This is a genomic window from Kribbella solani (assembly GCF_014205295.1).
Classification (GTDB): Bacteria; Actinomycetota; Actinomycetes; order Propionibacteriales; family Kribbellaceae; genus Kribbella; species Kribbella solani.
On the sequence record NZ_JACHNF010000001.1, the window covers coordinates 2,865,104 to 2,890,903 of the forward strand.

Annotated in this window: 24 protein-coding genes; 13 read left to right on the plus strand and 11 right to left on the minus strand. The window is 68.2% G+C overall.

What is annotated here, in order from left to right; all coding sequences use genetic code 11:
* Positions 1-12 precede the first annotated feature (12 nt).
* From HDA44_RS12815 to HDA44_RS12855, 9 genes are all read left to right on the plus strand, one after another.
* A complete protein-coding gene (locus tag HDA44_RS12815) occupies positions 13-1,023 on the plus strand; it encodes an aldo/keto reductase family protein (protein WP_184834088.1) in 1,011 nt (336 codons plus the stop codon).
* Positions 1,020-1,229 carry a hypothetical protein gene (locus HDA44_RS12820; protein ID WP_184834090.1) on the plus strand — a complete coding sequence of 70 codons (210 nt, stop codon included), beginning with the start codon at positions 1,020-1,022 and terminating at the stop codon, positions 1,227-1,229. The genes HDA44_RS12815 and HDA44_RS12820 overlap by 4 nt, the downstream gene beginning before the upstream one ends.
* Before the next feature lie 235 nt (positions 1,230-1,464).
* Positions 1,465-2,184: an SCO2322 family protein gene (locus HDA44_RS12825; protein WP_184834093.1), complete on the plus strand. Its 720-nt coding sequence runs from the start codon at positions 1,465-1,467 to the stop codon at positions 2,182-2,184.
* Entirely contained in the window at positions 2,185-3,300 is a 1,116-nt protein-coding gene (locus HDA44_RS12830; protein WP_184834095.1) for a CbiQ family ECF transporter T component, read from the plus strand.
* Positions 3,297-4,907, plus strand: a complete 1,611-nt coding sequence (locus HDA44_RS12835) for an ABC transporter ATP-binding protein (RefSeq protein ID WP_184834097.1) — start codon at positions 3,297-3,299, stop codon at positions 4,905-4,907. Before HDA44_RS12830 ends, HDA44_RS12835 begins: the two co-directional genes overlap by 4 nt.
* Positions 4,904-5,713 carry an ECF transporter S component gene (locus HDA44_RS12840; RefSeq protein WP_184834099.1) on the plus strand — a complete coding sequence of 270 codons (810 nt, stop codon included), beginning with the start codon at positions 4,904-4,906 and terminating at the stop codon, positions 5,711-5,713. Before HDA44_RS12835 ends, HDA44_RS12840 begins: the two co-directional genes overlap by 4 nt.
* Positions 5,706-6,233, plus strand: coding sequence for a bifunctional adenosylcobinamide kinase/adenosylcobinamide-phosphate guanylyltransferase (locus HDA44_RS12845; protein ID WP_184834101.1), 528 nt, complete (start codon positions 5,706-5,708; stop codon positions 6,231-6,233). Before HDA44_RS12840 ends, HDA44_RS12845 begins: the two co-directional genes overlap by 8 nt.
* On the plus strand, positions 6,230-6,997 hold the full coding sequence (cobS, locus tag HDA44_RS12850; RefSeq protein WP_184834103.1) for an adenosylcobinamide-GDP ribazoletransferase: 768 nt from the start codon (positions 6,230-6,232) through the stop codon (positions 6,995-6,997). Before HDA44_RS12845 ends, cobS begins: the two co-directional genes overlap by 4 nt.
* Positions 6,998-7,082: 85 nt before the next feature.
* A complete protein-coding gene (locus HDA44_RS12855; RefSeq protein ID WP_184834105.1) occupies positions 7,083-7,658 on the plus strand; it encodes a hypothetical protein in 576 nt (191 codons plus the stop codon).
* 93 nt (positions 7,659-7,751) lie between these two features.
* Here the strand turns inward: HDA44_RS12855 and HDA44_RS12860 are convergent, their stop codons facing one another.
* From HDA44_RS12860 to gcvT, 7 genes are all read right to left on the minus strand, one after another.
* Positions 7,752-8,822 carry an ABC transporter ATP-binding protein gene (locus HDA44_RS12860; protein ID WP_184834107.1) on the minus strand — a complete coding sequence of 357 codons (1,071 nt, stop codon included), beginning with the start codon at positions 8,820-8,822 and terminating at the stop codon, positions 7,752-7,754.
* Between the two features lie 20 nt (positions 8,823-8,842).
* The gene (locus tag HDA44_RS12865; protein WP_238352435.1) at positions 8,843-9,967 is read right to left on the minus strand and encodes an ABC transporter ATP-binding protein; all 1,125 of its coding nucleotides are present in this window, start codon (positions 9,965-9,967) and stop codon (positions 8,843-8,845) included.
* 32 nt (positions 9,968-9,999) lie between these two features.
* Positions 10,000-10,992 carry an ABC transporter permease gene (locus HDA44_RS12870; RefSeq protein ID WP_184834111.1) on the minus strand — a complete coding sequence of 331 codons (993 nt, stop codon included), beginning with the start codon at positions 10,990-10,992 and terminating at the stop codon, positions 10,000-10,002.
* Positions 10,993-11,088: 96 nt separating this feature from the next.
* On the minus strand, positions 11,089-12,849 hold the full coding sequence (locus tag HDA44_RS12875; RefSeq protein ID WP_184834113.1) for an ABC transporter substrate-binding protein: 1,761 nt from the start codon (positions 12,847-12,849) through the stop codon (positions 11,089-11,091).
* Between the two features lie 41 nt (positions 12,850-12,890).
* Complete coding sequence (locus HDA44_RS12880) at positions 12,891-13,898, minus strand: ABC transporter permease (protein WP_184834115.1); 1,008 nt, start codon at positions 13,896-13,898, stop codon at positions 12,891-12,893.
* 387 nt (positions 13,899-14,285) lie between these two features.
* Positions 14,286-17,162 (minus strand): AfsR/SARP family transcriptional regulator, encoded by a 2,877-nt coding sequence (locus HDA44_RS12885; protein ID WP_184834117.1) that lies wholly within the window; start codon positions 17,160-17,162, stop codon positions 14,286-14,288.
* A 130-nt stretch (positions 17,163-17,292) separates the two neighbouring features.
* Positions 17,293-18,399: a glycine cleavage system aminomethyltransferase GcvT gene (gene gcvT / locus HDA44_RS12890; protein WP_184834119.1), complete on the minus strand. Its 1,107-nt coding sequence runs from the start codon at positions 18,397-18,399 to the stop codon at positions 17,293-17,295.
* A gap of 97 nt (positions 18,400-18,496) precedes the next feature.
* Here gcvT and HDA44_RS12895 point away from each other — a divergent pair, with 97 nt between their 5' ends.
* Complete coding sequence (locus tag HDA44_RS12895) at positions 18,497-19,999, plus strand: leucyl aminopeptidase (protein ID WP_184834121.1); 1,503 nt, start codon at positions 18,497-18,499, stop codon at positions 19,997-19,999.
* Here the strand turns inward: HDA44_RS12895 and HDA44_RS12900 are convergent.
* Entirely contained in the window at positions 19,988-20,320 is a 333-nt protein-coding gene (locus tag HDA44_RS12900) for a cupin domain-containing protein (protein WP_184834123.1), read from the minus strand. The two genes, HDA44_RS12895 and HDA44_RS12900, sit on opposite strands and share 12 nt — an antisense overlap.
* 52 nt (positions 20,321-20,372) lie before the next feature.
* Entirely contained in the window at positions 20,373-21,044 is a 672-nt protein-coding gene (locus HDA44_RS12905; RefSeq protein ID WP_184834125.1) for a DUF2848 domain-containing protein, read from the minus strand.
* Between the two features lie 80 nt (positions 21,045-21,124).
* On the opposite strand from HDA44_RS12905, the gene HDA44_RS12910 reads away from it, so the two are divergent.
* Positions 21,125-22,423 carry an MFS transporter gene (locus HDA44_RS12910; RefSeq protein WP_184834127.1) on the plus strand — a complete coding sequence of 433 codons (1,299 nt, stop codon included), beginning with the start codon at positions 21,125-21,127 and terminating at the stop codon, positions 22,421-22,423.
* Here HDA44_RS12910 and HDA44_RS12915 read toward each other — a convergent pair.
* Positions 22,410-23,048, minus strand: coding sequence for a GntR family transcriptional regulator (locus tag HDA44_RS12915; RefSeq protein WP_184834129.1), 639 nt, complete (start codon positions 23,046-23,048; stop codon positions 22,410-22,412). The two genes, HDA44_RS12910 and HDA44_RS12915, sit on opposite strands and share 14 nt — an antisense overlap.
* Positions 23,049-23,077: 29 nt before the next feature.
* Here HDA44_RS12915 and HDA44_RS12920 point away from each other — a divergent pair, with 29 nt between their 5' ends.
* Positions 23,078-23,848, plus strand: coding sequence for a carbon-nitrogen hydrolase family protein (locus tag HDA44_RS12920; protein WP_184834131.1), 771 nt, complete (start codon positions 23,078-23,080; stop codon positions 23,846-23,848).
* On the opposite strand, the gene HDA44_RS12925 is transcribed toward HDA44_RS12920, so the two are convergent.
* Entirely contained in the window at positions 23,845-24,162 is a 318-nt protein-coding gene (locus HDA44_RS12925; protein WP_184834133.1) for a hypothetical protein, read from the minus strand. The two genes, HDA44_RS12920 and HDA44_RS12925, sit on opposite strands and share 4 nt — an antisense overlap.
* Positions 24,163-24,346: 184 nt before the next feature.
* Here HDA44_RS12925 and lpdA point away from each other — a divergent pair, with 184 nt between their 5' ends.
* A complete protein-coding gene (gene lpdA, locus HDA44_RS12930) occupies positions 24,347-25,738 on the plus strand; it encodes a dihydrolipoyl dehydrogenase (protein WP_184834135.1) in 1,392 nt (463 codons plus the stop codon).
* Positions 25,739-25,800: the final 62 nt, after the last annotated feature.

Here is a 25,800-nt window from a genome sequence, read left to right on the forward strand (position 1 = left end):
TAGGGTCGGGTCATGGACTTCCGCTATCTGGGCAACAGTGGTTTGAAGGTCAGCGAGATCTCGTACGGCAACTGGCTGACGCACGGCTCGCAGGTGGAGAACGACCAGGCCAAGGCCTGCGTACGGGCCGCGCTCGAGGCCGGCATCACCACGTTCGACACCGCCGACGTGTACGCCAACACCAAGGCCGAGTCGGTGCTCGGTGAGGCGCTGGCCGGCGAGCGGCGCGAGTCGCTGGAGATCTTCACCAAGGTGTACTGGCCGACCGGTCCGGGTGGACCGAACGACACCGGCCTGTCCCGCAAGCACATCCACGAGTCGGTGAACGCGTCGCTCAAGCGGCTCGGCACCGACTACGTCGACCTCTACCAGGCGCACCGGTACGACACCGAGACGCCGCTGGAGGAGACGATGGAGGCGTTCGCCGACGTCGTCCGGCAGGGCAAGGCGCTGTACATCGGAGTGTCCGAGTGGACCGCCGAGCAGCTCCAGGAGGGCCACCGGCTGGCCCGTGAGCTGCGCATCCCGTTCGTCTCGAACCAGCCGCAGTACAGCATGCTCTGGCGGGTGATCGAGGCCGAGGTCGTACCGGCGTCGGAGGAGCTCGGGATCGGCCAGGTGGTGTTCTCACCGATCGCGCAGGGTGTGCTCACCGGCAAGTACGTGCCCGGTCAGCAGCCGCCGGAGGGCTCCCGGGCCACCGACGCCAACGGGGCGAACTTCATCAAGCGGTTCCTCACCGACGACGTGCTGACCCGGGTGCAGGAGCTGAAGCCGCTGGCGGCGGAGGCCGGGCTGTCGCTGTCCCAGCTGGCCGTCGCCTGGGTGCTGCAGAACCAGAACGTCTCCTCGGCCATCATCGGCGCCTCCCGGCCCGAGCAGGTCACCGAGAACGTCAAGGCGTCCGGAGTGAAGCTGGACGACGGCCTGCTGAAGCGGATCGACGAGGTGCTCGGTCACACTGTCGAGCGCGACCCGGCGAAGACCGTGCAGAACTCCCCGCAGACTCGGCCGGGCTCATGAGCTGGAGCTGGCGGTTCGAGACCGCTACCGGAGCCGTCGTCGACCCCGGAGAGGTCGGCGGCGCCGAGTTCTCCGCCCAGGGCGACGCGGAGAGCTGGCTGGGCGAGGTCTGGCGGGACCTGGCCGACCACGGCGTCGGTCAGGTGTACTTGCTGGAGGACAACCGTGAGGTGTACGGGCCGATGAGTCTGTCGTCGGCGGAGTAGAGTTCGGTCGAACCAAACGCCCGCGTCACAGGGAAGCCGGTCCGAGTCCGGCGCTGACCCGCAACCGTAGGCCACCATGCAGCAGCTGAACGGCGACTGCATGGTGGCGAGCCGGAACACTGTGCCGCAGGCGGTCAGGCTCACCTACCCGCCGTGGCCCGCGGGTGGAGCCCCCACCCTGCCGGTTGCAGGCGGGACCTCCTCCACCGGGCCGTGGCCCGACCGAGGACACCACATGACTGCACACCGGACCAAGCACCTGGCGAGGCTGGTTCTCAGCTTGCTGGCGGGTTTCCTGCTGGCTGGAACCGTCGCCACCACCGCCGGAGCGAGTACGACCGAGGACGGCTACCGCTTCTGGGGCTACTACCAATGGAGCAACGGCCAGTGGGCCTTCTCACAGAAGGGCGCTGACGCCTTCGTACCGGCCGACGGCGGCGTGGAGGGCTGGCGGTTCGCCCTCGGCGGCGCGAAGCCCCGCGTACCGCGGGCAGCGGGCGACTTCGAGGCGATCTGCGGCAAGACCCCGGCCGAGTCCGGCAAGAAGCGTGTCGCCCTGGTGATCGATCCGGGTACGCCGGAGGACGCGCTCGCCGGCGAAACGCCAGGCGAAGCCACCGGTACGTGTGTGGTGACCGCACCGAAGTCGACGGGCGCACAGGTACTGGCCGCGGCCGGACCGGTCCGGATCGAGAAGGGCCTCACCTGCGGCGTCTCCGGCTATCCGGCGAAGGGCTGCGGCGACCAGGTCAAGAACATCAAGGTACCGGCCACGGATGCGCAGGTGACGCTGAAGATCGACGCTGCTGTCGGCTCCAGCGCCCCCGCCTCCGCACCGGCGAAGCAGGACGAGAGCAGCGGGCCGTGGGCTGTTCTGATCATCGCCGCGGCCGTGGTCGTTCTGCTGGCCGGCGGTGGCCTCCTCCTCAACCGGCGTCGGTCCGCGGTCAAGTAAGTGCGCGCTGTCAACCGCCTCACACTCCCCCGGGCACTCCACCCGGGGGCCTGGTGGTTGTGGGCGCTCTGCATGGCCGTGGCCGCCAGCCGGACCCGCAACCCGGTGCTGCTGGTGCTGATCCTCGCAGTGACCGGGTTCGTGGTTTCGGCTCGCCGCAGCGACGCACCGTGGGCACACAGCTTCACAGCGTTCTTGAAGCTCGGGCTGCTGGTCATCGGCGTCCGGGTGGTTCTGCAGGCCTTGCTGTCGACCCGCTCGCAGGGCAACACGATTCTGTTCACGCTGCCACAGATTCCGTTGCCGGACTGGGCCGCGGGCGTCAAGCTCGGCGGTGACGTGACGGCTGAGGCTTTGATCACCGCCCTGTACGACGGTGGTCAGCTGGCTGTGATGCTCTGCTGTGTTGGCGCGGCCAATGCACTGGCCAGCCCACGCCGGCTGCTCAAGTCGTTGCCAGGAGCCCTCTACGAGATGGGGGTTGCCTGTGTGGTCGCGCTGACCTTCGCGCCCCAGCTGGTGACCGACGGCCGCCGGATTCGTGCCGCCAGGCGATTGCGCGGCCGTACGCGCGCCTCCTTCCGTACGACGGCCATGCCCGTACTGGAAGGCGCACTGGACCGATCCGTCGAGCTGGCTGCAGCGATGGACTCCCGGGGCTACGGGCGTACGGCGCAGGCTCCACGAGCGCAGCGTCGTCTCACAGCCGCTTGCGTACTACTGGGCCTGCTGGGCATCCTCCTCGGCGTCTACGCCCTGCTGACCGACTCCATGGCCTTCCCGTTCGCCGCCGGCGCCCTGGCGATCGGTGTACTACTAGCAGTCGGCGCCATGGCAGTTGGACGGCAACGAGTCAGCCGTACGCGCTACCGCCCGGACCCGTGGGCGCTACCCGAGTGGCTGGTAGTAGGGGCCGGAGTGGTTGCCGCAGGTGCCATGGTGACCGCAGCAGTCCGTGGAGTGAACGGACTGCTCCTGGCTGGGCCGCTGGTCGTCCCGCCGGTGCCAGTGCTCCCGATGATCGGGGTACTGGTCGGACTGGTGCCCGCACTGGTCGCACCTCCGTTGAAGAAGCCGACGTTGAAGCAGGCGGAGCTGAGGAAGGCGGCGGCATGATCGAGTTCGACCGGGTGACAGTCAGGTACGACGGCACGCCCGCGCCCGCGCTGCAGGACGTCAGCTTCGCGGTGCCGGAGGGTGAGCTCGCGCTGGTGATCGGGCGGACCGGCTCCGGCAAGTCGACGTTGCTGCGAGCAATCAACGGCCTGGTCCCGCATTTCACCGGTGGCACGCTGTCCGGTCGCGTGCTGGTCAGCGGGCGGGACACCCGTGAGTACCGGCCGCGTGACCTCGCGGACGTGGTCGGAATGGTCGGACAGGACCCGATGGCCGGTTTCGTCACGGACACCGTCGAGGACGAGCTGGCGTACAGCATGGAGTCGTTGGGGATCGCACCGGATGTCATGCGGCGCCGCGTCGAGGAAACCCTCGACCTGTTGGGCTTGGCCGACGTACGCGACCGGGCGCTGACCTCGTTGTCCGGTGGACAGCGCCAGCGCACCGCCATCGGCGCCGCCCTCACCTCACATCCCGCTGTGCTCGTACTGGACGAACCCACCTCAGCACTGGACCCACAGGCAGCCGAGGAAGTACTAGCGGCACTGCAGCGGCTCGTACACGACCTGGGCGTCACTGTGGTCATGGCAGAGCACCGGTTGGAGCGCGTGATCCAGTACGCCGACCGCGTGATCGAAGTACCAGGCGGAGCCGCTGCTGTGTCGACCGGCTTGCCAGCTGAGCGCATGGTGACTGCACCTGTCGCTCCCCCAGTGGTAGAGCTCGGCCGACTGGCCGGCTGGTCACCACTCCCCTTGTCTGTAAGGGATGCGCGGCGAGCCGCGGTTGCGCTACGCAACCAGCTGGACTCCACAGCGCCACTGCGAGCCACTACTGCGCTAGGCGCCGAGCTGGCACGCTGCAGTGACCTGGTAGTTGGCTACGGCAACGTCACCGCACTGCGCGGAGTGTCCCTCAGCATCAAGGCCGGGGAGGTTGTCGCACTGATGGGCCGCAACGGCGCCGGCAAGTCGACACTGCTCAACGCACTGGTGGGAATCGTGCCAACCCGCTCCGGGACCGCTGTCGCGGCCGGAGCTGACCCGCGTCATACCAAACCCTCCCAGCTGGTCAAAGCGGTAGGCCTGGTCCCACAAGAACCCGCAGACCTGTTGTACGCGGCCACTGTCGCCGATGAATGCGCTGCAGCCGACTCCGACTTCAAAGTGCCCGCAGGAAGCTGCCGTGCCCTACTCGAACGGCTGGCACCAGATGTCGTACTGGACCGGCATCCGCGGGACCTGTCGGAAGGACAACGGCTCTGCTTGGCGCTGGCAGTCGTACTGTGTGGTGCCCCGCCCTTGCTGTTGCTGGACGAGCCGACACGAGGACTGGACTACGGCGCCAAACGCCGACTGGTAGCGATCCTGCGTGAGCTAGCCGCAACGGGCCACGCTGTCGTGCTGTCGACCCACGACGTCGAGATGGTCGCGGAGGTGGCCAGCCGGGTGATGGTACTGGCAGACGGCGAGCTGGTGAGCGACGGCGCGACCGCTGAGGTGATCGCCGGGTCTCCGGCGTTCGCACCGCAGGTGGCGAAGATCCTTGCCCCGCTGCCCTTCCTGACCGTCGGCGAAGTCGCTGACGCACTGGACCGCGCCTCATGAGACTCATCAGGCTCAAGCCACGAAGCACCGCGGCACTGATAGTCGCATCGCTGGTCGGCGTACTCGCGTTCGCCTGGCCGCTGTTCTTTCAGACTTCGCAGGCGAGTGAGTCCGCGATCGGACACACCACTGACGCGCCGTGGCTGTTCGTCCTGTTGCTGCCGTTGCTGGTCGGCGTAGTACTCGCGGAGCTGTCCGAGTCGGGCATCGACGCGAAGGTCATCTCACTCGTCGGCATGCTCGCAGCAGTCGGTGCGGCGCTGCGTGCACTCGGACCAGGTACGGCCGGACTGGAACCAGGGTTCTTCCTCTTGGTCCTCGCTGGTCGAGCGTTCGGCGCCGGGTTCGGTTTCGTACTAGGTGCGGTCTCACTGCTCGGCGGTGCGTTGATCAGTGGCGGCGTCGGCCCCTGGATGCCGTTCCAGATGTTCGCCTGTGCCTGGGTGGGCTGTCTAGCCGGCCTACTGCCCCGCCTGGGCGGACGGCTCGAACTACTACTGCTGGCCGCGTACTCCATCGTCTCCGGCGTCCTGTACGGCGTGGTGATGAACATGTGGTTCTGGCCGTACGCGACGTTCGGCAGCGACTTCTCGTACATCCCCGGCGACGCGCTGGCCGACAACCTGCACCGGTACTTCCTGTTCGTGGTGGCGACCTCACTGGGTTGGGACATTCCACGCGGCATCCTGTCCGCCGTACTGGTGCTGCTGCTCGGTAGGCCGATCCTGAACGCGTTCCGCCGTACTGCCCGCAAGGCGGCCTTCGAAGCACCGGTGATCTTCGAGCCTGGGAGGGCTGATGGCTGATCGGACATTGCTCCTCGGAGGTGCTCGCTCCGGCAAGTCCATGGCCGCCGAGCGCCTGCTGGCCGACGTACCGGACGTCCTGTACGTCGCGACCGGTGGCGACGACTCCGGTGACGCCGAATGGGCAGAGCGGGTCGCCAAGCACCAGGCCCGCCGCCCGGCCACTTGGGGCCTGGCCGAGACGATCGAGCTGGTTCCGCTGCTCGAGTCAGCTGGTCCCCCACTACTGATCGACTGCCTGACCCTGTGGCTGTCGCGCACTATGGACGCCGTAGGCGTCTGGTCCGACCTGTCCCGCACCGACCTCGTCGAACAACGCATCACTGCACTAGCCGACGCGTGGTCGGCCACTCCGCGCAGAGTGGTCGCCGTGAGCAACGACGTCGGTTCCGGCATTGTGCCTGCAGACCCCGGTACGCGGATGTTCCGCGACCTGATGGGCCGTCTCAACACCACCATCTCCCTCGCGTCCGACCAGGTCCTGTGGACAGTCGCCGGCCGGACACTCCCCCTGACATGAAGCTCGACTCCGTTCGACTCGCCCTGGGCACCCTGACGGTCCTGCCGGCCGGTGTACCGACGCGGGTGGACCGGGAGGTCGGTAAGCGTGCCATGGTGCTCGCACCGGCCGTCGGACTGCTGGTAGGCGGCCTCGCAGCAGCTGTGGTTGCAGTAGTGCACCTGATCCGCCCTGACGCAGATCTGCTGGCCGCAGCGCTCGGCGTACTGGTAGTCGCCGGGCTGTCAGGTGGCCTGCATCTCGATGGCATGGCCGACTTCGCCGACGCGCTCGCCTCCCGGCGGGACCGCGAGACGATGCTGCGGATCATGAAGCAGAGCGACATCGGCCCGTTCGGCGTTGTCGCGATCGTCGGCGTGCTGATACTCGACGTCGCCGCGCTCACCGCTTGCCTGCAATCCGGCCGTGGCTGGCAGGCCATCCTGATCGCGACCACTGTGAGCCGTCTCACGCTGCCCTGGTCCTGCCGTACGTCGGTCCCCGCCGCGCGCCCCGGCGGCCTCGGCTCGTACGTCGCCGCGACCGTCCGCCCGATCACGGCAACGTTCGTCAGCGTCGTAGTACTGGCCGTCGTGCTCGTTCTCAGTTGGCTCTCATCCGCCCACGTCATCGGCGCCGCGGCGGCAGTACTGCTTGCGGTCGCGGTCGCCTTCGTGGTCTCGCGTCGCGCCCGGACCGCACTCGGCGGAACCACCGGCGACGTACTCGGTGCCACCGTCGAACTGGCGCTCCCGGTCGCCCTGCTGGCGCTCGCGCTCGGTTGACGCGACCCCTGTCAGTACTACCGTCCTGAATGGGCTAGTTGCCTTTAGCACCTATTTCAACCAGGATCGAAAGGCTTGACAAACGATGAATTGGAAGATTCCGGGAACTCGCCGGACCCGCGCCATCGGGGCCGGCGCGGTCGTCACCACCGCGGCACTGGTAGCCGGCGGCGTGGCGGTCGCCAACAGCGCCGGCGCGGCGGAAGCCAGTACCACCAAGGCCACGGCCTCGACCCGGGCCCAGCTGATCGAGATGCGCACGGCCGGCGCCAAGGGCTACTTCTACACGAGTAACCAGGCGGAGTTCCTGCGCGCGAAGAAGCTCGCGTTCAAGTTCAGCGGTCAGGTTCCGGGGTACGTCTCGACAGTCGCCGCTCGCGGCACGGTTCCGCTGTTCCGGCTGCGGATGAAGTCCGGGTCGTCGTACCTGCTGACGGTTTCGACCGCGGAGCGGAACAAGCTCGCCGCCTCCGGCTCGTGGGTGTACGAGGGTGTCATCGGGCGGATCCCCCTCGCCAACGCCGCCGGCCGGGTGAAGGTGTACCGGGTCTCGAAGAACGGTGTCGGCTGGCGGGTACTGCGGACCGCGGACGCGTCGGCGGCCGCGCGGGCCGGCTGGCGGGTGGACGGCATCCTCGGCTACCTGTGGACCTCCAAGTGAGCCGAAGCACCGGACCAGAGCTCAGCTGACCCACCGCATCACAGCCGGACACGAGAAAGCCCCCGTCGCCATTGACGGGGGCTTGCTCGGCTTTCAGGCGGTGGCGGCGGTCAGGTCGACCTTCGGCTCCGCGAAGTGGCAGGCGGCGGTGTGGCCGGGCGTGGACTGCGGCTTGATCTCCAGCAGCGGCTCCTGCGTGCTGCAGATGTCCTCCGCCTTCCAGCAGCGGGTCCGGAACCGGCAGCCGCTCGGCGGGTCGATCGGCGAGGGTACGTCGCCGACCAGCCGGATCCGCTCCTTCGGCGGCACCCCACGAATGGTGCCCAGGTCCGGAGCGGCGGACAGCAGCGCCTGCGTGTACGGGTGCTGCGGCTCGTTGTAGATCTGGTCCCGGCTGCCCTGCTCGACGATCTTGCCGAGGTACATCACCGCGACCTCGTCACAGAAGTGCCGGACCACGCCCAGGTCGTGCGCGATGAACACGAACGCGATACCGAGGTCGCGGCGCAGGTCCTCCAGCAGGTTCATCACCTGGGCCTGGATGGACACGTCCAGCGCGGACACCGGCTCGTCGGCGATGATCACCTCGGGCTCGACCGCGAGCGCTCGGGCGATCCCGATCCGCTGCCGCTGACCGCCGGAGAACTCGTTCGGGTACCGGTTGTGGTGCTCCGGGTTCAGACCGACCCGCTCCAGCAGCTCCTGGACCCGCTCGAGCTCCTTGCCCTTCTTGACCAGGTTGTGCACCCGCAGCGGCGTACTGATGATGTTGCTGACCGTCTGCCGCGGGTTCAGCGAGCTGTACGGGTCCTGGAAGACGATCTGCAACTGCCGGCGGAACGGGCGCAGGTCCCGCTCCTTCAGCTGCGCGATGTCGGTGCCCTTGAACATGATCTTGCCGCTGGTCGGCGTCAGCAGCCGGGTGATCATCCGGCCAGTGGTCGACTTGCCGCAGCCGGACTCGCCGACCAGGCCGAGGCTGGCGCCGGCCTTCAGGTCGAAGTCGACGCCGTCGACGGCCTGGACGACCTTCTTGGTCCGGCCCAGGCCGGCCGCCTCCTTGATCGGGAAGTGCATCTTCAGGTCCCGGACCTGAAGCAGCGTCTCGCCTTTGGGGGCCACCACGTCGACCGGTCGGGTCGCGTCGGTTGGGGTCTCGCTCATGTCTCTCCTCAGTCCCCTCGTCAGCCCAGTCTCGGCGCGACCTCGGCCTCGTACACCGAGGCCTTGTCGTGCAGGTGACAGCGGGACGTGTGCGTGCCGGCGCCGTCGACCGGCAGCAGGTCGGGCAGCTCGGTGGTGCAGCGCTCCCCCTTGACCCGGTCCACGTACGGGCAGCGCGGGTTGAACGAGCAGCCGCCGGGCAGGTTCAGCAGGCTCGGCGGCAGGCCCTTGATCGGGCGCAGCCGCTCGTTCGCCGCGGACACGGTCGGGATCGACTCGAGCAGGCCCCAGGTGTAGGGCATCCGCGGGTTCGCCAGTACGTCCTCGGCGGTGCCGTACTCGACGCAGCGGCCGGCGTACATCACCAGTACGTCGTCGGCCATCTCGGCGACCACGCCGAGGTCGTGCGTGATCAGGACGATCGCGGAGCCGAACTCCTTCTGCAGGTTGTTCAGCAGGTCCAGGATCTGGGCCTGGACGGTGACGTCGAGCGCGGTGGTCGGCTCGTCGGCGATCACCAGCTTCGGGTCGTTGATCAGGCTCATCGCGATCATCGCGCGCTGCCGCATACCGCCGGAGAACTCGTGCGGGTACTGGGCGAACCGGCGCGGCGGGTTCGGGATGCCGACCAGGTCGAGCATCTCCAGCGCGCGCTTCTTGGCGACGTCCTTGGAGACCTTGTGATGCACCCGGTACGCCTCGACCAGCTGGTTGCCGATCGTGTACAGCGGGTGCAGCGACGACTGCGGGTCCTGGAAGACCATCGAAACGGCCTCGCCGCGGATCTTCATCAGGTCGCTCTCGGACAGGCCGACGATCTCGTCGCCGCCGAGCCGGATCGAGCCGGTGATCTTGGTCCGCTTGCGGTCGTGCAGGCCCATCACGGCCATGCTCGACACCGACTTGCCGGAGCCGGACTCGCCGACGATCGCCAGCGTCCGCCCGAGCGGCACCGAATAGCTCAGCCCGTTCACCGCGCTGACCTCGCCGTCGGCGGTCGGGAACCGGACGGCCAGATCCTCGACCACCAGGTACGGCGTCTCGCCGCTGGGGTTGAGGGCGCCCTGGCGGCGTTCCCGGGTGGCGACCGACGGACCGTGCTTGCCGGTCGCGGCGGCCGCCGGCGCTCCTGCGCTCTCGGCCATGGAGTCCTTCCGGTCTTCTGGGGCGGGATTGGTCACGACAGCCTCACTCGCGGGTCGATCAGGCTGTAGCCGATGTCCACCAGGAAGTTCATCACCACGATGATCACCGAAGCGACCAGTACGGTGCCCATGATCACGGGCAGGTCGTAGTTGTTCAAGCTGTCCAGCACCAGCTGCCCGAGGCCGGGGAGGTCGAAGATCCGCTCGGTGAAGATCGCGCCGCCGAGACTGCCGGCGACGTCCAGACCGAAGATCGTCACGACCGGGATCAACCCGGACCGGAGCGCGTGCTTGTAGGTGACCACCCGGTCGGACAGGCCCTTGGCCCGCGCGGTCCGGATGAAGTCCTCGCTCAGGGTCTCGACCATCGACCCGCGCGAATACCGTGCGTACGACGTGCAGTTGTAGATGCCCAGCACCAGCCAGGGTGTTATCAGGCCGGCTATCCATTTCCCTGGACTGTCGAGGGGTGACGTCCAGGAACCGCGGGGCAGGATCGGGTACTGGATGGTGAGGTACAGCGCGACCATCAGCGCGACGATGTAGTACGGCACCGAGCTGATCACCAGCGTGCTGGTCATCAGGCCGCGGTCGCCGAGCGTGCCTCTTCGTTTGGCTGCCATCGACCCGACGAACACGCCTATCGTCAGGACCAGCACCGCGTACCCGAGCACCAGTGACACGGTGACCGGGAATCTGGTCGAGATCATGTCGGTGACCGGGCGGTTGTTCTTGAACGAGAAGCCCAGGCAGGGCGCGTCACAGTGCTGCGTCACACCGGACGTGGTGAAGTCCCGGCCGGTGAAGATGCCGCCCGCGTAGTCCGCGAACTGCTGAACCTTCGGCTTGTCGAGGTTCAGGTTCCGCTTGATCTCGTTGTACCGCTGCTGGGTGCAGTTGCGGTCACCGCAGATCGCGCCGGCCGGGTCCGTCGGCGCGATGAAGAACAGCGCGAAGGTCGCGATGAGTGTCGCCAGCACGACGCTGAGCGCGCTGACCAGGCGACGCGCCACGAAGTAGAGCACGGAACTGTCTCCTCACCGATCGGAGTGGTGCCCGGAGATGATCCGGGCACCACTCCACCGATTCACGGGGTGATTACTGCTTCAGGACGAGCCCGGTCAGGGCTGCTTCAGGTAGATCGAGGTGAACTCGGGCATACCCTGTGTCGGGTCGTTGATCGCGTGCCCGATGTTCTTACCGACCGGCGAGTTGGTGCCGGCGTAGTAGAGCGGCAGGACCGGAAGGTAGTTCTCCAGGATGTCCTTGTCGATCTTCGACCATTCCTTCAGCTGCTCTTCCGGCGACTTGGCGACGACCGCGTCGATCTTCGCGTCCAGCGCCTTGTCCTGCAGCTGACCGACGCTGTTGCCGAGCGCGATCGCGTCCGACTTGAACAGCACCGGGAACCAGCTGGTACCGGACGGCCAGTCGGAGCACCAGCCGGCCGGCGTCTTGCCGATGTTGACCGGAGCGTCCTGGTTGCCGACGAAGGTACGCAGCTTGGCCTTCGGGACACCGATCGCCTTGACCGTGAAGCCGGCCTTCTCGTACGCCTGCTGACGCAGCTGGCTGACCTGGGACGCGATCTTGTCGTCGATCGAGAAGTACCAGGAGAGCTGGAAGCCGGACTTGCCCAGCTTGGCGAGCTCGTCCTTGACCTGCTGCGCGACGGCCGGGTCCTCGGCGCCCTTACCGGTACCGTTCAGGCCCGGCAGCTCGTACTTCTCGAAGCCCGGGACGGCCGGCGGCAGGATGGTGGAAGCCGGCGGGCTGTCCTTCGGGTTCAGACCGGCGACCTTGCGCCACGAGTCGTACGGGTACGACTTGGCGATCAGCTTGCGGACCTCGAGGGGGATCTTCCGGCTGTCCATCGTGTACATCTGGTTGCACGGGCCGGGGCCGGTCACGAGCTGCGACTGGTCCTTGACCTCGGGCAGCAGCGAGACGTCCAGGTTGCTGTAGTTCAGCGCGTTGGCGTCCGGGCCGGCGCTGGCCAGCACCTGGCGCTGCACCTTGATGGTGTCCTGGGCGAACTTGAAGTCCCAGCCGTCGACGTACTGGTGCCGCACCGGGTCGGTGTTCGGGTCCCAGTTCGGGTTCTTCGTCAGCTTGAGCTCGTTGCCGGGGTTGTACGACGCGACCTGGTACGGGCCGGTCGCCATCGGCTTCTGCTCGTAGTTCTTCTGGGTGTCCTTCGCCTGCGGGATCGGCGTGAACATCGGGAACGCACCGTAGAACGGCAGGTCGTCGAACTTCTTCGCCAGCTTGATGACCAGGGTGTGGTCGTCCGGCGTCTCGACACCGCGGTAGTTGGCGCCACCCGGGCCGTACGGGCCCTTGTACTTGTCGCCGTCCAGGAAGAACTGCTGCTGGTACGTCGGTCCGGCGTCGTACAGGTCGTGCGCGAAGGAGCGCTTGATCGAGTACGCGAAGTCGGCCGCCTTCACCGGCGTGCCGTCCATGTACTTGATGCCCTGCTTGAGCTTGAACGTCCAGGTCAGACCGTCGGCGGACTTCGTACCCAGGTCCTCGGCGAGGTCCGGAACCAGCACCGGCTTGTGGTCCGGGCCGTCCAGGCGGTACTGCGTCAGCGCCCGGTAGAACAGCTTGCCGATCTGGTTACCGTCGACGTAGTAGATGTTCGTCGGGTCGAACGTGTCCGGCGTGACGTCGGACAGCACCGTGACGGTGCCACCCTTCTTCGCACCGTCCACCTCGGCGGCAGGGCCCTTGGCAGTGGGGTCAGTGGCCTTTACCTGAGCGCTGCCCAGTTCGCCGTTGCCACCACTGTTGTTGCCGTTCTTCGAGGACGGGCTGCCACAGGCCGCGGCGGCAACCATCACCGTCGCCGCGACCGCGGTTATCCGTTTCCACTGCATGGTCGGGTTTCTCCTTTTCTGCCGCTGGGGCAATCGCCGAACTACCGGCGAGTCTTGGGGTCGAAGGCGTCCCGGATCGCGTCTCCGAGCAGGGCCAGCGCGAGCACCAGTGCGGTGATCCCGATGACCGGCAGCCAGAGGTAGATCGGGTCGGCCTTGAAATAGTTGGTGGCGACCGAGATCGTCTGACCCCACGAGGGGATCGGCTCGACCAGTCCGACACCGAGGAAGGACAGCCCGGCCTCGGCGGTGACGTAGGCCGGCAGCGCCAGGGACGCGGAGATCACGATCGGGGCCACCAGGTTGGGCAGCAGTTCCTTGAACAGGACCTGTCCGGTCGGCACGCCGATCGCCTTGGCGGCGAGCACGAACTCGCGCTCCCGCAGCGACAGCACCTCACCGCGGATGATCCGGGCCAGGCCGGCCCAGCCGAAGAACGAGAGCACGAAGATCAGCACCTGGAACCGGATCGACGCCTGCGCGTCCGGGGTCAGGTTGAACGAACCGCCGCGCATCGACTCGACGATCGGCACCAGCGCGATCGCGAACAGCAGGTACGGCAGGCTCAGCACGAAGTCGATCAGCCAGGAGATCACCCGGTCGACCCAGCCGCCGAGGAAGCCGGCCAGCAGGCCCATCACGACGCCGATCGCGGTTCCGACGACGGTGGCCAGGAAGGCGATGATCAGCGACGGGCGGGCGCCGTAGACCCAGCGCGCGAAGTTGTCCCGGCCGGTCTTCGGCTCGACGCCGAACCAGTGCTGGGCGTTGATGCTGATGGTCGGGAACCCGTACTCGTCGACCAGGTCGGTGTTGAAGCTGCTGTAGTCCTGGCCCTCGAGCTTGGCCAGCACCGGCGCCAGGATCGCGATCAGGATGAAGAACAGCACGATCGACGCGCAGACCACCGCGACCTTGTCCTTGCGCAGGCGGTCGAAGGCGATCCGGCTCGGGGACTTGCCGTGCGGCGTCGCCGACGTCCGTACCGGCTCCGCCGACGCCGGGTGTTCTTCGACCCCTACGGTCGAGTCGGGCGACCCAATACTCATTCGCACTCCGTCAGCTCAGTCGGCCGGTTTTCGGTCCGTGGATCCGGCACCCCGTCGGTGGACAGCGTGCCGAGCCTTTGCTCTCTGGTGGGCTGGCGCCAAATCCCCTTGACAGGGCGCTTCCCCCACAACCGCGCGCTAGCCTGCCTGAGACTGTGACACCAAACCAGCGGTGTTCGGCAGCAGTGCACAAATCGTTACCGGAACGGGTACTGGAACGGAACATTTCCCCCATTTCGTCACTCTTGGCAGTCAATTCTTCGCAATGCGCGTCGGCACAGCACCGACAGTGGCCATTTTGTGCCAAGTTCTCACGCAATGTAACGAAAAGACACATTCCGCCGTCGGCGGTGCCAGTGCCGTGAACTGCCTCACTTCACCCGTTCTTCACCCGTTCGAGGGGTCTTTCGTCCGATGCGTGGACGCGGAGTCGAGGCCGAGGGCCTGACTGTGCATAGCCAGCTCGTACTTGGCGACACCGGTCGGCGGAAGCTTGCCGAGGGCCTCGGCCAGGACCCGCCGGGCGTCCGCCGGCCGGCCCGTGGCGACGTACAGCCGGGCCCAGCCGGCCGCGTTGGCGCTCTCGCCGTTGGTGTCCGGCCGGCGGGTCAGGATGCCGGCCGCGCGACGGAGCCTGGTCTCGGCTCCGGCCAGGTCCCCGGTCAGCACCAGGAGTTGCGCCTCGGTGTTGTCGACGTGCGCGCTCCCGAGCTCGTCGCCGATCCGCTCGACGATCTCGCGGGCCTCGGCAAGCACCGCGGTCAGTTCCGGGATGTGCGCGGCGCCCAGGCCGTCGCCGGCCAGCAGCGACTCCGCCAGCAGGACGAGGCGAATCGCGTGCAGGCGCGTCCCGGCCGGGCTCAGCGCAGCCGCCTCGCGGCGCGCCTGCCGGCCTTCGTCGATCCGCCCGGAGAGAAAGTACCCGCCGCCGACCTGATCCAGCGCCCGGGCTCGTTCCGGCTCGGCCTCGGGGTTCGCGTCGACCGCGGCGAGCATCGCCTCGCCCACTCGACTCATGCCGGCGAAGTCGCCGACCTGGGCGGTCAGCCAGCCCTGCTGGCTGAGGGTGGCCATCCGCAGCCGCACGTTTCCGGTCTGTTCGGCCAACGCGTCCGCTCGGTCGGTGAGCGGCCGCATCACCTCCACCGCTGCTCCGGCCTGCGCGAGAGCACCGAACAGGCACCGGCTGAGGTCGGCCTCGAGCTCGATCTCCCCGGCCGTCGCGGCGGCAGCGCGGGCCGCGTCGAGGACGGAGTGCCGTACTTCGCGGTCGTCGCGTACCGCGAGGTAGCCGGCGAACCTGAGCGCCAGCATGCCGCCGAGCCGCGGCCATTTCGGCAGCGCGCGTTCGACCGCGGCCCGGACCACCGGGCCTTCCACGTCCAGCCAGCCGGCCCCGGCGGCGGCCAGCGCTTCGGTCGCCGGTAGCGCGAAGCTGCCGCCGCGATCGAGCTCGATGATCACCGCCGCGTGATCGACGTGTTCGTCGGCGATCGTCACCAGCCGGAGGACGGTGTCCAGGTAGCGCAGCTCGTCGTCGTCCGCGGCCGCGTACTGCTCGACCGCCAGCGCGCGGACCATGCCGTGCAAACCGTACCGAGGCGGACTGATCCGGCGTTGCTGTACGAGTCCGAGCGCGACGAGGTTCTCGAAGACAACCGCTGCCGCGTCCTCGTCCAGGTCGAGCAGCGGCGCGGCCACCCACGCGGCGAACTCGTCCGCGCCGACCAGAGCCAGCCGAGCGAACAGGTCCCGAGTGAGTGAGTCGGCCACCCGGAGGGTCAGATCAAGGCTGGCTCGAACCGCCCGGTCACCTGCGACCAGGTAGTCGAGGCGCAACGACTCGTCCGCGAGTGTCTTCACCACGTGACCGACGTCTTCGCGTACGACGGCCAGCCGCGCCCCGACGATGCGCAGGGCCAGCGGTAGACCAGCGCAGTGTGGAACCAGGTCATTGACCCGCTCGGCGCCGAGACCGGACAGCAGGCCGAGCAGCTCGGCACTTGTGCCATCCGGCAGTGGCTCGAGCTCACGGTGTAGCGCGTCCTCCAGACCGAGCAGCGGGCGACGCGACGTGGTGATCACCGCGCAGCTGCCATTCGCCGGAAGCAACGGCCGGAGCTGTCCGGCATCGATGGCGTCGTCGAACACCATCAGTACGGCCCTGTCGGCCAGGCGGCTTCGTAGCAGGGCGGACCGGGCATCCACCTCATCCGGGATCTCGCCGCTGTCCAGACCGAGCGAGCGAAGCAGTCGGCCCAGTACTACCCCTGGCGGTACGGCATCACCGGCGACGTCTTGGAGGCGTACGAACAGTTGTCCATCTGGGTACTCGCTGGCGAGCTGATGACCTAGTCGAACCGCAGCGGCTGACTTACCCGTTCCAGCTGCGCCGTACAAGCAGACCGCAGCTGGTACGCCTGTCTGTCGCCCGGAATCGAGCAATACCTGAGCAGCTTCGGCTAATAGCTCGTCACGGCCGAGAAGTACGCCGACGTCCGCCGGGATCTCACGTGGTACGCCGCTTGCTGTGGCGAGGTCCAGGACCGGGTCCTGGCGGAGGATCGCCACTTGGAGCTCTCGGGCCTCGGTGCCTGGTCCTACACCTAGTTCTTCGTCGAGATGGCGGACCAGTTCGCCGTACGCGGCCAGGGCGTCCGCCTGCCGACCAGAACGGTACAGAGCGAGCATGTGGGCAACAGCAAAGGTCTCGCGCTCGGGCTGGAGGGCAGTGAGCTGCGCGAGGTCGGGTAGTAGTTCCTGGTGGTGGCCCAGGGCAAGCTCCGTTGCCAGGCGCAGCTCTTCCGCCGCCCAGCGTGACTCTTCGAGGCTTCCGCACAGCCGGCGCCGTACGTCCTCGGCTGTGACGCCAGACAGCGCTGGACCGCGCCACAGCTGCAGTGCCTCCGTCAGCAGCTTGCTGCGGCGGTCCAAGTCCTCCTGGCGTCGCGCCTGCTCCACCAGCGACTTGAACCGCTCAGCGTCGACCTGTCCGGGCTCCGCGTGGATCGCGTAGCCCTCGGTACCGCTTGTCACTTCGGGGTCCAGAACAGCGCGCAGCCGGGACATGTACACCTGCAGTGCGCGCCGCGGGTTGGCCGGCAAAGCGTCTGGCCAGAGCAGGTCGATCAGACGCTCGGCCGGCACCGGCTTGCTTGGTTCGAGCAGTAGTACAGCCAGCAGGAGCCGCTCCTGGCGACGGCGTAACGGGAGTTGCTCGCCTTTCGACCAGATCTGGACCGGACCGAGCAGGCGGAACTCCATGGCGCTGAGCATACGGCTGCCGCGGGTGCGGATGGTAAGCGCGCGGTAACAGCCCCGGGTCAGTCTTCGGGCATCAACCCGCCCCGACGGAAGGACTGGCCATGAAGCGAGCCTGGGACTGGGGCTGAGGTCAGGCCTCCCGGACGTTCACCGTGACGAAGGGAGGCTTCACCACGTCGAACAGCTCCTGCCGGCCGCGGATGTCGACGGTGACCTGGTCGCCTTCCTTGACCGTCGCGTCCAGCAGCGCCAGGGCGACACCCTTCTTCAGCGTCGGCGAGAAGGTGCCGGACGTGACCTCACCGAGCGCCGTACCGGCCTGGTCCAGCACCGACATGTGCGGCCTGGGGATGCCACGGCCGGCGGCGCGCAAACCACGCAGGATGCGGGCCGGGCCACGCTCCTTCTCGGCCCGGAGCGCCGCGTCGCCCCAGAAGTGCTCCTTCTTCCAGCCGACGGCCCAGCCGGACCGCGCCTGGACAGGCGTGATGTCAGGCGAGATGTCCTGGCCGTGCAGTGGGTAGCCCATCTCGGTACGCAGCGTGTCGCGGGCACCGAGTCCAGCCGGGACGATGCCGTACTGCGCACCCGCTTCGAGTAGCGCATCAAAGACGGGTAGTGCGGCCGCGTTCGGTACGACCAGCTCGTACCCACGCTCTCCGGTGTAACCGGTGCGGCAGACCACCACCGGCGTACCGTTGAAGTCTGCCGTGGCGAACGACATGTAGTCGTGTCCGATCGGTAGCCCGATCGCCGCCACCACCTCGTCGCTGTGGGTTCCCTGGACCGCGAGGATCGCGTAGTCGTCGTGCACGTTCGTCACCTCGACACCTGCCGGCGCATCCGCCTGCAGCAGCCGCACCACCTCGGCCGTGTTCGCCGCGTTCGGGATCAGGAACACGTCGTCGTCGGCGTGCAGGTACGCGATCAGGTCGTCGACCACTCCCCCGCGCTCGTTGCAGCACAGGGTGTACTGCGCCTGGCCGGCCGCGATCTTGCCCAGGTCGTTGGTCAGGCAAGCGTTCACGTACGCCGCCGCGCCCGGGCCCTTGACGGTCGCCTTGCCGAGGTGACTGACGTCGAAGACGCCGACCGACGTCCGGACCGCGGTGTGCTCGGCCACCACGCCGGCGTACTCCAGTGGCATCTCCCAGCCGCCGAACTCGGCGAACTTGGCGCCGAGCGCGACGTGGCGCTCGTGCAACGGGGACTTCTTCAACTCGTGCGACGTGGTCATGGAGGGGAAACTACCCGACGCGTAGCATGCGGAGGCAGCTTGCACGTACCGTGACGACCGGCCCGCTGCCCGCCGGTCAAGGAGGACTGAGGATTTCGTGACCACCATCACCCTGAGCAAGTCCGATGCCGCCGGCGTCAAGACCGACGCCGTGGTCATCGGCGTGGTCAAGCTCGGCGGCGGCGTCGCTCTGCCGGCCGGCACCGAGTCGCTGAACGCCGCATACGGCGGGAAGCTGGTGGAGGTGCTGTCCGGACTCGGCGCCACCGGCAAGACCGGCGAGGTGACCAAGGTGCCCGGGCCGCTGCTGACCAAGCCGGGCAAGTCGGCGACGCTGATCGCCGTCGGCCTCGGCGCCGCCCCGGACGGCGAGCTGAAGACCGAGGACCTGCGGACCGCCGCGGGGACCGGTGTCCGCGCCGCCAAGTTCACCCAGTCGGTCGCGTTCGCGCTGCCGGCGCCGGACGCCGAGTGCGTCCGGGCCGTGGCCGAAGGCGCCCTGATGGGGCGGTACGCGTTCACGGCGTACAAGTCGGCCGACAGCGCCGACGAGCCGGGCGCGCTGACCGTGCTCACCGACCTGGCCCGGAACAAGGACGCCAAGGCCGCGCTCGAGCGCGCCCAGGTGACCGCCGAGGCGGTCGCGCAGGTCCGGGACTGGGTGAACACGCCGCCGTCCGACCTGCACCCGGCCGAGTTCGCGGCCGACGCGGTCAAGCTCGGCAAGGAGTACGGCGTCAAGGTCGAGGTGCTCGACGAGAAGGCGCTCGGCAAGGGCGGGTACGGCGGCATCCTCGGCGTCGGCCAGGGCTCGGCCAACCCGCCGCGGCTGGTCCGGCTGACCTACACGCCGCGCAAGCCGGTGACGCATCTGGCGTTCGTCGGGAAGGGCATCACCTTCGACTCCGGCGGCCTGTCGCTGAAGACGTCGAACGGCATGGTCAGCATGAAGTCCGACATGGCCGGCGCGGCCGCGGTGATCGGCGCGACGATCGCCATCGCCCGGCTCGGGCTGCCGGTGCAGGTGACGACGTACGCCGCGATGGCCGAGAACATGCCGTCCGGTTCGGCGGCCCGGCCGTCCGACGTGCTGACCATGTACGGCGGCAAGACCGTCGAGGTGCTGAACACCGACGCCGAGGGCCGGCTGGTACTCGGCGACGCGCTGGTCCGCGCCTCCGAGGACGCGCCCGACCTGATCGTCGACGTGGCCACCCTGACCGGTGCCTGTGTCGTTGCCCTGGGCACCAAGGTGGCCGGCGCGTTCGCGAACACCGACACCGCCCGGGACCGGGTCGTGGAGGCCGCGATCACGGCCGGCGAGGCGATCTGGCCGCTGCCGATCCCGGCCGAGATGCTGGACAAGCTGAAGTCCCACTCGAAGGTCGCCGACCTGGCCAACATCACCGGCGAGCCGTGGGGCGGCGCGCTCGCGGCGGCCGCCTTCCTCGGCGATTTCGTTGCCGATGGCATCGACTGGGTGCACCTGGACGTGGCCGGGCCGGCCTTCAACGACGGCGGCGCGGCGGGGTACAACCCCACCGGCGGCACCGGGTACGCGGTCCGTACGCTGGTGGAGCTTGCCGCTTCAGCTAGCTGAGTAACGCGTTTCCAGCATGGTGCAGCCGACGGTCGTCCGGTAAGGACCGTGCGGCATCCCCGGCGGCCGGCAGGCATAGTCGCCGGGGCGGAACGTCCGCTCGAGGGTGAGATCGGTGAGCTCGCCCTCGAGCAGGTACACCTCTTCTACGTACTCGTGCGTGATCACCTCGGCGCCTGATGCCGTACCGGGTGCCCAGCGGGCCAGGCGGGTCAGCGTGCCGTCACCGGCGTCCGCGCTGAGGACCTTCTCGGCGATACCGCCACCCGCATCGACCCAGTCGAGGTCGCCGGTGGCGAAGAATTCGTGTTCGGCCTTCATCGTCAGTCCCGTCTCGTGGTCGGTCCCGGCTTGTGTCGGTCCCGTCTCGTGGTCAGTCCCAGGCCGGGGCGAGCTGCTCGACGTTGTAGACAATCCTACTGACGACATTCCGCGGATCGGCGAGCTCGACCCGCCAGCCGTCGGCGAACTGGTCGACGCCCGCGATCATCGGAATCGTCCCGCTCAGCAGCACGGTTCCCGGTACCAACCGGTCGCCCAGCTCCTTGATCCAGTACGACGGCGGCAACAGCTGTGCCAGCGTGCCGTCCTGGATCAGCGTTTCGGTGTCACCGTGCCGAACCCAGGCCTTCAGCGTGAACTGGTCCAGCTCATGCTCGATCTCACCGAGCGGCCAAGCGACATCGCCAAGCAGGTCCGGCGCGGACTGCTTGCTCCACGCGACTCCGTGCACCTCGAGCGCACGATCGGTGTGATCGCAGGCGACGGTGAGAAGTAGGTCGTCCTCGCCGACGACCAGCGCCCACTCCGCCTCGCCGGACGTCCTGGCGTGCGGGACCTGGACCATCTCCGGCCGGCCGACGAGTGACGCGGACAGCGGGTACAGAGTCGGGATTCGCGAGGGCGCCGGGACTCCGAGCTCGGCCAGCTCGTCCACGTGGTGCTGGACCTGCAGGGTGTCGCGCCCGGCGTACCCCGCGTTCAGGGCGTAGCGGACCGTGACCGTCCGCTCACTGCCATCGGGCAGGGTGAACTGCAGGCTCATGGAATTCCTCCGGCTGTCGGTCTTGCGTGAACACGTCGTATACAACGAGTATGGAGCAACCGCTCAAGGAGGTCCACCCGATGTCCAGCTCTCCCCCGGAACGCCGCGCGCTCTACAAGGCGTTCGCCGCCAGCCTGTCCGGCACCTCGCTTGAGTGGTACGACTTCGCCGTCTACAGCTCCGCCGCCGCACTGGTCTTCGGCGACCTGTTCTTCCCCGGCAGCGAGCCGCTCACCGGCACCCTCCAAGCGTTCGCGACGTACGCGGTCGGGTACGTCGCGCGGCCGCTCGGCGGCATCTTCTTCGGCCGGCTCGGCGACGTGATCGGCCGCAAACGCGTACTGGTCGCGACGCTGTTGCTGATCGGCGTGGCCACCTTCTGCATCGGACTGCTGCCGACGCACGCCCAGGCCGGCGCGTTCGCCCCGGCGATGCTGGTGCTGTTGCGCTTCGCTCAGGGCGTTGGTGTCGGTGGCGAGTGGGGCGGCGCGGTGTTGCTGAGCAGTGAGTTCAGTCAAGAAGGGCAGCGCGGGTTCTGGGCATCCGCCGCACAGGTCGGTCCGCCGCTCGGTACGTTGCTCGCGAACGGCGTGCTCGCCGTACTGGCCGGACTGACCTCGGAGGAGGCGTTCCTCAGCTGGGGATGGCGGATCGCGTTCCTGTTGTCGGCAGTACTGGTGGCGTTCGGGCTGTTGATCCGAAGCAAGCTGGAAGAGACACCGGTGTTCCTCGAACTGGAGGCGAAGGGCGATCGGCCTACGGCTCCGGTGTCCGAAGTACTGCGAACCGAGACGCGGCCGTTGGTCGCCGCGATCCTGGCCCGGGTCGGACCGGACGTGCTGTACGCGTTGTTCGCTGTGTTCGTACTGACGTACGCGACCAAAGAGCTGGGGATGAGTCGCGGTCAGGCTGTCACTTGCGTACTGGTCGGATCGGCGCTGCAGGTCGGCATGATTCCGTGGTCCGGGTGGCTCTCCGACCGGTACGGACGGCGACGGATCTACGCGATCGGCGCTGTCGGCGGCGCGATCTGGAGCATCACCTTCTTCGCCACAGCCTCGTCACTTGCCACCCTGTTGCCGGGAGTCGTGATCGGCTTGGTCTTCCACTCGTTGATGTACGGACCGCAGGCCGCCTTCGTGTCGGAGCAGTTCACGGCACGACTGCGCTACACCGGCAGCTCATTGGCGTACACGTTCGCGGGTGTGATCGGTGGTGCACTCGCGCCGTTGGCCTTCACCTACTTCTTGGCGAAGACCGGTACTGGGTATGTGATCGCGGCGTACATCGTGGTGGCGTGCGCGGTGACACTGGTCGGGCTGCGACTCGGCCGCGCGGTACGGGATGAGCCGAGCGATGCGCTGGTCAGCCCTGCATGAGGAGGGAGCCGGTGGAGTCGAGGTGGCGGAGGATCGCCTTCTCGGCGGTATCCGGCTTGCCCGCCGCCAGTCCGTCCACGATCGCCTGGTGTTCGTCCAGGACCTCCTGCCGGCGGGTCGAGCTGCGCTGCAGTGCGACCACTCCGAGCAGTACGTGCCGCGCGCGGAGGCTCTCGTACAACCGGCCGAGCACCGAGTTGCCGGCCGCCTCGACCAGCAGCGCGTGGAACTGGCTGTCCAGCTCGATGAAGTCCTTGGCGTCCGACTTGTCAACAATCGCCCGCTGCTGGCCGAGAACCTCGGCCATCGCGTCCACCGGCGCGCGACCGGCCGCCAGCGAGGTGGTCGCCGCCCAGGTCTCGATCACCCCGCGGGCCTGCATCATCTCCGCGATCTCCCGGCCGGGCACCGGCGCGACGAACGCGCCCCGATGCGGAACCAGCTGGACCAGGTCCTCGGCCGCGAGCATCAGCAGCGCCTCGCGGACCGGGGTCCGGGAAATCCCCACCTCGGTCGCGACCGCCTGCTCGTTGATGAACGTCCCCGACACGGCCGGATCACTGAGCACCGTGCCGCGAAGGTACTGATAGGCGCGGTCGCGGCCGGAGTCCCCACTCAATCGCATACCCAACGTATACAGCCTTGGAGAGCCAGATGACAGTCCTGTGCGTCGCCGCCGGACAGCTCCTGGCCGGACCCGATCCGGCCACCAACCTGATCACCGCGACCGAGACCATCGTCCGGGCCGCGGCCGCCGGCGCCGAACTGGTCGCCCTCCCCGAAGCCACCATGGCCTGCTTCGGCACCGAGCCGCGCGCGATCGCCGAACCACTCGACGGCCCGTTCGCCACCGGTCTGCGCAAGGTCGCCGCGGACCTCGGCGTCGTGGTCGTAGCGGGTCTGTTCGAACCGGCGGACGACGGGCGCGTACACAACACTCTGCTGGCGACCGGGCCGGGCGTCGAGGCAACATACCGGAAGATCCACCTGTACGACGCGTTCGGCTCGCGAGAATCGGATGTCGTTGCCCCCGGCAATCAGCTGACGACGTTCCGGTTCGGCGGCGTACGGATCGGGTTGGCCACCTGCTACGACCTCCGCTTCGCCGCGCAGTTCACCGACCTCGGCCGCCTCGGCGCGGAGCTGATCGTCGTACCGGCGTCGTGGGGTGCGGGCCCCGGCAAGGAGGACCAGTGGGACCTCCTGACCCGAGCCCGCGCCGCCGACGCCCAGGCCTGGCTGCTCGCCTGCGACCAGGCCTACACGGCCCCGCGCGGCACCGACCCACTCGGCATCGGCCGCAGCGCCCTGATCACCCCGACCGGGCATCCAAGAGCCCGCCTCGCCGCGACCCCTGACGTACTCATCGCGACCATCGACACCGAAACAGTCACCGACACCCGCGGCCGGATACCTATTCTTTAGGCCTGGCCGTTCTTCTTCATGCGGGCGTTGTACTCGCGCATGCGGGGTGGGTAACCGACCACGGCGGCGTCGTACGACGGGATGCCGAGGCGGTTGGCGAAGTCGTGGGCCCACTTCACCGACGGGACACGGCGGCGAGTCCATTCGCCGTCGATCGCCACCAGCAGCAGGGTGTAGTCGGTGACCGCCGTGCGTGGCTCGACGAAGCCCTCCACGCCTTGGCGAGACTGGGCGAAATCCCGCAGGTGCGCCTGGTCCGGGGTGTCCGCCCGGCGCATCGTTCCGGCCTTCTGCCGGCGACCGAACCACTTCATGGCGCAATTGTCCACTATGTGTGCAACTCGCCACCTGAATCCTGGATAACGGTTCCGGCCGGAAGCAGGCAGCGCGCCGGGACCGGCCCGGGCGTGGATCCGGGGGCGATCGGTGAAAGGATGACGGCGGGCCGGAACCGCGATCCGGGACCGCCTGCCTTGGACCAGACCCACGGAGGAACCTGTGACTGACAGCGGCACTGCAGCTGGTACGACGTACGACCTGGTGATTCTCGGTGGCGGCAGTGGTGGCTACGCCGCCGGACTGCGTGCCGCGACGCTCGGCCTGTCGGTGGCGCTGGTGGAGAAGGACAAGGTCGGCGGGACCTGTCTGCACCGTGGCTGCATCCCGACCAAGGCGCTGCTGCACGCCGCCGAGGTCGCCGACTCGGCCCGCGAGGGCGAGCAGTTCGGGGTCCGGACGACGCTCGAAGGCGTCGACATGGGCGGCGTGAACAAGTACAAGGACGGCGTCGTCGACCGGCTGTTCAAGGGTCTGCAGGGTCAGTTGAAGGCGCGCGGCATCACCGTGATCGAGGGCGAGGGACGACTCACCTCCCCGACCACCGTGCAGGTCGGCGACACCACGTACACCGGCCGCAACGTCGTCCTTGCCTCCGGCTCCTACTCGAAGTCGCTGCCCGGCCTGGAGCTCGACGGCCGGCGGGTGATCGCCAGCGAGCACGCGCTGACGCTGGACCGGGTGCCGGAGTCCGCCGTGATCCTCGGCGGCGGCGTGATCGGCGTCGAGTTCGCCTCCGCCTGGACCTCCTTCGGTACCAAGGTGACGATCGTCGAGGCGCTGCCCCGGCTCGTCCCGGCCGAGGACGCGGACTGCAGCAAGACCCTCGAGCGGGCGTTCCGGAAGCGGAAGATCGGCTTCAAGACCGGCACCCGCTTCGAGTCCGTCGAGGTGACCGGCAACGGCGTCCGCGTCACCGTCGCCGGTGGTGAGGTGATCGAGGCCGAGGTACTGCTCGTCGCCGTCGGCCGTGGTCCCAACACCGCGGGCCTCGGGTACGAGGAAGCCGGCGTCGCGCTGGATCGTGGCTTCGTCACCGTCGACGCGACCCTGCAGACCAGCGTGCCGGGCGTGTACGCCGTCGGTGACATCGTGCCGGGGCTGCAGCTCGCGCACCGCGGCTTCCAGCAGGGCATCTTCGTCGCCGAGCAGGTCGCCGGCCTCGCGCCGACCCCGATCGACGAAACCGGCATCCCGCGGGTGACGTACTCCGAGCCGGAGGTCGCGTCGGTCGGGCTGACCGAGGAGCAGGCCCGGGAGAAGTACGGCGAGGTCGAGGTGCTCAACTACAACCTCGGCGGCAACGGTAAGAGCCAGATCCTGAAGACCGCCGGTTTCGTCAAGCTCGTCCGCGCCAAGGACGGCGCCGTGGCCGGCCTGCACATGGTCGGCTCCCGGGTCGGCGAACTGATCGGTGAAGCACAGCTGATCTACAACTGGGAGGCGTACCCGGCCGACGTCGCGCCGCTCGTCCACGCCCACCCGACCCAGAACGAGGCGCTCGGCGAAGCCCACCTGGCGCTGGCCGGGAAGCCTCTGCACTTCCATGACTGAAACTGTTCGCCGGCCTGCTGGACCATCCGAGTAGGTTTGAGCTGCCGAGAGCGAGACGGGAC